At 44.0% G+C, this 6,068-nt stretch carries 6 protein-coding genes; all 6 read left to right on the top strand.

The annotated features are described in order from the left end of the window. The first annotated feature begins 45 nt into the window (after positions 1-45). On the top strand, positions 46-687 hold the full coding sequence (locus tag HY805_08665) for an N-acetylmuramoyl-L-alanine amidase (protein ID MBI4824282.1): 642 nt from the start codon (positions 46-48) through the stop codon (positions 685-687). Then, entirely contained in the window at positions 674-1,243 is a 570-nt protein-coding gene (locus tag HY805_08670; protein MBI4824283.1) for a GerMN domain-containing protein, read from the top strand. The genes HY805_08665 and HY805_08670 overlap by 14 nt, the downstream gene beginning before the upstream one ends. After that, a complete protein-coding gene (locus tag HY805_08675) occupies positions 1,240-2,049 on the top strand; it encodes a glutamate racemase (GenBank protein ID MBI4824284.1) in 810 nt (269 codons plus the stop codon). The genes HY805_08670 and HY805_08675 overlap by 4 nt, the downstream gene beginning before the upstream one ends. After that, complete coding sequence (rph, locus tag HY805_08680; protein MBI4824285.1) at positions 2,050-2,778, top strand: ribonuclease PH; 729 nt, start codon at positions 2,050-2,052, stop codon at positions 2,776-2,778. Between the two features lie 17 nt (positions 2,779-2,795). Then, entirely contained in the window at positions 2,796-4,613 is a 1,818-nt protein-coding gene (locus tag HY805_08685) for an ATP-dependent metallopeptidase FtsH/Yme1/Tma family protein (protein ID MBI4824286.1), read from the top strand. A gap of 330 nt (positions 4,614-4,943) precedes the next feature. Further along, complete coding sequence (locus HY805_08690) at positions 4,944-5,942, top strand: hypothetical protein (GenBank protein ID MBI4824287.1); 999 nt, start codon at positions 4,944-4,946, stop codon at positions 5,940-5,942. The last annotated feature ends 126 nt before the right edge of the window (positions 5,943-6,068 follow it).

A 6,068-nucleotide genomic window follows, 5' to 3' on the forward strand; every position in this document is an offset into this window, starting at 1 on the left:
CAAATCTGAACTGCTGAAGGAGCCTTGCTTTTGTTATAATCTTAGATGACCTACGGGCTGAAAAAACACACTCTTATAAAGACCTGTATCTCCCTTGCGATTTTTCTCCTTTCAGTGCCTCATGCCTCTTCTGATGTTCTAAGGACAGTCCTAATAGATTCAGGGCATGGAGGCTATGACTCAGGGATAATAACGAATAATTTAAAGGAAAAGGCATTAGCGGTTGTCATTGCAAGGGAGCTTGAGTCCCTTTTGAAAGCCGAGGGCAAAAGGGTTTTCCTTACAAGAAAGGTTGACCGCTATTTTACTATTGAGGAAAGAATCTCCTATGCCATTAGAAGCCAGATAGATGTTTTTGTTAGCATTCATGCTACCTTATCAGAGGGTTTTTCTATCTATGTATCGGGGTTTCCAAAGACCGAGCCTTCTCCAATGCAATACTATAGCCTAATGTCGAGGCAGAGACCTTATCTTGAGAAAAGCAAGGCGTTGGCTAAGACAGTGGCAGAGGCATTGAAAAGGGAATTCAACATCCCTGTCTCCATAAGGGAGATGCCGATGCCTATTTTAAACTCCATGGGTGCACCTGCCATAATGGTAGAGGTGCCGATGAAAGGGGTTAACTACGAGCCTGGGCTTATTGCAGGTGCTATTGCTCAAGGCGTATTCAGGTATGAAAATCAATAAGCGTTTAATCTCAGTGGTCTTTTTCCTTGCCCTGTTCATAGCAGGCATTACTGCCGGGTATCTTTATTTATCGGTAAAGGCATCTCAGCCTTCTCCTCATCTACCCGAAAAAAACATACCTGCGAAAGGAGAAAAAGGAGATTTCCTTTATCTAAAAATCTATTATCCTATTTCCGATGGGCTTGAGATGGAGCAAAGAAGGGCTCAAGGCAGGACTCCGACTCCGAGAATTGTCTTAAGCGAGTTTCTAAAAGGCCCTGCTGGCAGACCCTCGTATGTGCCACGGAATACACAGGTTTTAGGAATTTATAATGGCTCAGATGGTATACTTTACATTGACCTTTCAGAGGACTTTAGAGGCAATTTTCAGGGCGATGCAATGGCTGAGTTTTTACTCCTTAGGGCGATTTACGAAAGCATGATGTCCAATATATCGGGTATAAGGGACATAAAAGTGCTCATTGAAGGCAAGGAGGTAGATAGCCTTGCCGGACACATTTCTTTGGTTTATCCCTTAGGGGAGAGCATTTCTCAGGCTAAAGAGGCACAAAAATGAATGATGCTCCGATAGGCATATTCGATTCAGGCATGGGAGGGCTGACTGTCATGAAGGCTATAGTCGAGGAAATGCCTTCCGAAAACACGGTTTATTTAGGTGACACCGCAAGGGTTCCCTATGGTATAAGGTCAAGGGAGACGATTTTAAGATACTCATTCGAGTGTATGAGTTTCATGCTCAAACATAATATAAAATTACTTGTCATTGCCTGCAATACCGTTTCTGCCATAAGCCTTGGGGCTATCAGAAAGAAAAGCCCTGTGCCTGTTATAGGAGTTATAGGTCCGGGTGCAAGGGCCGCAGTGAAATATTCAAACAATAGGAAAATAGGTGTTATAGGTACAGAGGCAACTATAAGGAGCAGTTCTTATCTAAAGGCAATCAAGGCTATTGACAGAAGGGCATGTATATACTCGATGGCATGTCCGCTTTTTGTTCCATTAGTCGAGGAAGGCTGGGTTAAAGGCGACATTGCAAAGCTGACTGCCAAAAGATACCTCGATGGACTTAAAGGAAAGGGCATAGATGCACTTCTTCTTGGCTGTACCCACTATCCCCTTCTGAAAGGCACATTATCCGAAGTAATGGGAGACAGTGTAACACTTATAGATTCCGCAATAGAGACTGCAAAGGAGATAAAGGTTGTGCTTAAAAAACACAGCCTTCTAAGAAAAGGCAAGAGAAAGCCGTTCAGGGAATTCTATGTCACAGACAGCCCTGAGAGGTTTGGGAGGCTCGGAAAGATGTTTTTAGGACATAGCATGGAAAATATGAAGGTGGTGCGGCTTGATATGGAGGTGTGAATGAGACCAGATGGAAGAAAGCCTTATGAGCTAAGGCAGGTAAAGATAACAAAGAATTTCATAAGCTTTGCAGAGGGCTCTGCCCTCATAGAGGTGGGTCAGACAAGGGTAATATGCACTGCCTCTATCGAGGAAAAAGTCCCTCAGTTTCTCAAGGACCAGAAAAAGGGCTGGATAACTGCGGAATACTCCATGCTCCCACGGTCAACCCAGACAAGGCTAACCAGGGAGTCCACCCATGGCAGGGTCGGAGGCAGAACACACGAGATACAAAGGCTCATAGGACGGGCGCTACGTTCTGTGGTTGACCTCGATGCATTGGGAGAAAGAACGGTATGGCTTGACTGCGATGTCATACAGGCAGATGGAGGCACAAGGACAGCCGCTATCACAGGGGCTTTCATAAGTCTCATGGAGGCAATGAGATATGCCATGAAAACAGGACTGCTTAAGACAATGCCTGTCAGAGACTATGTTGCCGCAGTGAGTGTTGGGATTGTTGATGGCGAGCCAAGATTAGACCTCGCATATGAGGAGGACTCAAAGGCAGAGGTAGATATGAATGTCGTAATGACAGGCAAAGGTGAAATCGTTGAAATACAGGGTACTGCCGAAGGCAGACCTTTTAAGACTCTGACCCTCAATGAGCTTCTCATGCTCGCAAAAGACGGCATCGACAGACTGATAAAACTACAAAGGGCGGAAATAGGCGAAGGTGTGTTAAAATAAAAAAGGAGGTTTAGAATTTGAATATATTCAGGAGTTTGTTTGTCTGGCTTCTCATAGGAGTCATGATGATTCTTCTTTTCAATCTTCTCAATGCTCCTAAGAAGACAGAGGATGAGATTAAGTTTTCTGAGTTCCTTCAGAGGGTCGAGGCAAACGAGGTGCAGGAGGTCGTCATAAAAGACACCCAGATAACAGGCAGACTGAAGGACGGAAAAAAGTTTAAGACCTATCTTGCCGAATACCCGGAGCTTATTAAGGAGCTTAAGGCAAAAGGGGTGGAGATTACCGTAAAGCCTCCTGAGGAGACCCCGTGGTATGTAAACTTCTTCTTCTCATGGGGACCTATTATATTCCTTGTCTTTATCTGGATATTCTTTATGAGGCAGATGCAGGCAGGCGGAAATAAGGCACTTTCTTTTGGAAAGGCAAAGGCAAGGCTTGTCCCGGAAAAATCCGTTAAGACCACATTTGCCGATGTAGCAGGCATCGATGAGGCAAAGGTAGAAGTTCAGGAGATAATCGACTTTCTTAAGGACCCTCAGAGGTTCCTCAAGTTAGGAGGTAAGATTCCAAAGGGTGCTCTTCTTGTTGGCTCTCCTGGAACTGGAAAGACACTTCTTGCAAAGGCAATAGCAGGCGAGGCAGGTGTGCCGTTCTTTAGCATCTCTGGCTCTGACTTCGTAGAGATGTTTGTTGGAGTCGGCGCCTCGAGGGTAAGAGACCTGTTTGAGCAGGCAAGAAAAAATGCACCGTGCATAGTATTTATAGATGAGATAGATGCAGTTGGAAGGCATAGAGGTGCAGGATTAGGCGGAGGACACGATGAGCGGGAGCAGACCCTCAATCAGCTCCTTGTCGAGATGGACGGCTTTGAAGGCAAAGAGGGCGTCATAATACTTGCCGCAACGAACAGGCCCGATGTCTTAGACCCAGCACTTCTTAGACCCGGAAGGTTTGACAGACAAATCGTTGTTCCCACACCCGATGTAAAGGGAAGACATGAAATCCTTAAGGTGCATACAAAGGCTATGCCGCTTGCAGAAGATGTAGACTTGGAGGTCATTGCAAGAGGCACACCGGGTTTTACAGGTGCAGACCTTGCCAACATAGTTAACGAGGCAGCACTGTTTGCCGCAAGGAAATCAAGGGAAAAGGTTCAGATGTCTGACTTCGAGGAGGCTAAAGACAAGGTCCTGATGGGTGTCGAAAGAAAAAGCATGATAATCAGCGAGACCGAGAAAAGAAACACTGCATACCATGAGGCAGGACATGTACTCGTTGCAAAACTTACCCCCGGCACAGACCCGATTCATAAGGTGAGCATCATCCCAAGAGGAAGGGCACTTGGAATCACCCAGCAGTTGCCAATAGATGATAGGTATACCTACTCCAAGGATTTTCTCGTTAAGGCACTCATGGTGCTTCTTGGCGGAAGGGCAGCAGAGGAGATAGCACTCAAACATTTGACAACAGGAGCTGGAAACGACCTCGAGAAGGCAACCGAGATTGCCCGAAAGATGGTAACCGAGTGGGGCATGAGCGAGAAATTAGGCCCACTTACATTTGGCAAAAGAGAAGAGCAGATTTTTCTTGGAAAAGAACTCACAAAACACAAAGACTATAGCGAAAAAACAGCAGAGGAGATAGATACAGAGGTCAAGAGGATTGTTATGGAGGCATATGAAAAGGCAAAGAGCCTTCTCCTTGAAGCCACTGATATACTTCACGCATTTGCCGCCAGGCTCCTTGAGAAAGAGACCATGGACCTAAAGGAGATAGATGAACTGCTAAGACAGTTACAGTTGCCCGAAAAACAAGAATCCCTAACAGCTTAAAATTGCCAATAGAAATCTTTTCAGTCGTGATACAAAAATGTTAAATTAATCTATGAGCAGGATTTCTGTTTTAATCAGCAAACCTATCATCCACCTTCTCCTCATAGCCCTCATTGGTCTCCTTGCCTATTCAAACACAAAAACCCTACTGTAAAAAACCTTACTTATTTCCTTGAGCCATCAAAGGCAAAAGGATTTGAATATTATGATGCCCTTAAAAGTAGATATATCGGGTATCTAACATTTGCACTGAATTATAAACTTCATGGATTTGATGTTAGGGGCTATCATGTATTCAATATATCAATTCATATTCTTAATGCCTTGCTTGTGTATTTCCTTGTTGTGCTGACTTTCAGGACGCCTTTTCTGTCATTGCGAGGGACAGGGTCCCGAAGCAATCTCATTGCCCTTTTCTCCTCCCTTCTTTTTGTCTCCCACCCAATTCAGACAGAGGCAGTTACATACATATTTCAGAGACTTGCCTCTCTTTGTGCATTTTTCTATCTTCTTTCGCTTGTGTTTTATATAAAGTGGAGACTCGGTGTAAAAGAGAAGTCCCCATCGCCTGTCATTGCGAGGGGCGATAGCCCCGAAGCAATCTCAGGGATTGCCACGCCTTCGGCTCGCAATGACAGAGGGGAAATCGACAAGAAGATAATTACAGCTTTACTTCTCTATCTTGGAAGTCTTCTTTCAGCCATCCTTGCCATGAAGACTAAGGAGAATGCCTTCACCCTTCCAGTAGTTATAATGCTTTATGAGTTTTTCTTTTTTAAAGGCTCTTTAGGTAAGAGAATACTTTATCTTATTCCATTTCTTTTAACCATGCTGATTATCCCTTTTTCGCTTATAGGGATTGATAAACCTGTTGGAGAGATAATAAGCGGGGTAGAGCCTGCAACAAGAGGCTATGGAGAAATATCAAGACAGGACTATCTTTTCACGCAGTTTAGAGTAATCACCACATATATAAGGCTCTTATTTTTACCTATTAATCAGAACATTGGTTATGACTATCCAGTCTATCATTCGTTTTTTGAAGTGCAGGTGTTTTTGTCGTTTTTATTTCTTTTATCTATCTTTGGCTTTGCTGTTTATCTTTATGTGAGGTCTAAGTCTTCACCAATATCGAGGCTTATAGCCTTTGGAGTTTTCTGGTTTTTCATAACCCTTTCTGTTGAATCAAGCATAATACCTTTGCCAATGTGGATTAATGAATATAGGGTCTATCTGCCTTCTGTTGGGGCACTTGTAGCTGTAACATCAAGCATATTTATATTAGTAGAGAAAATAAAGAACAGAAATATAAGGGCGCCAGTTCAATGAGGAAGTGCAACACTTGGGGCTACGAAGGAGTTACCCTAAGTGTTTATGGAGAGACGATATAAGCAACTTAATTTGGAAGAGAGGGACAGGATAACGGAGTTGAAGGCAAGGGGTTTTAGCCTGAGG

The sequence above is a fragment of the Nitrospirota bacterium genome (assembly GCA_016207905.1).
GTDB lineage: Bacteria > Nitrospirota > Thermodesulfovibrionia > Thermodesulfovibrionales > JdFR-86 > JACQZC01.

Coding starts and splice junctions, on each gene's coding strand:
- HY805_08670 (MBI4824283.1), top strand. CDS start 674: ATGAAAATCAATAAGCGTTTAATCTCAGTGGTCTTTTTCCTTGCCCTG.
- HY805_08675 (MBI4824284.1), top strand. CDS start 1,240: ATGAATGATGCTCCGATAGGCATATTCGATTCAGGCATGGGAGGGCTG.
- rph (MBI4824285.1), top strand. CDS start 2,050: ATGAGACCAGATGGAAGAAAGCCTTATGAGCTAAGGCAGGTAAAGATA.
- HY805_08665 (MBI4824282.1), top strand. CDS start 46: ATGACCTACGGGCTGAAAAAACACACTCTTATAAAGACCTGTATCTCC.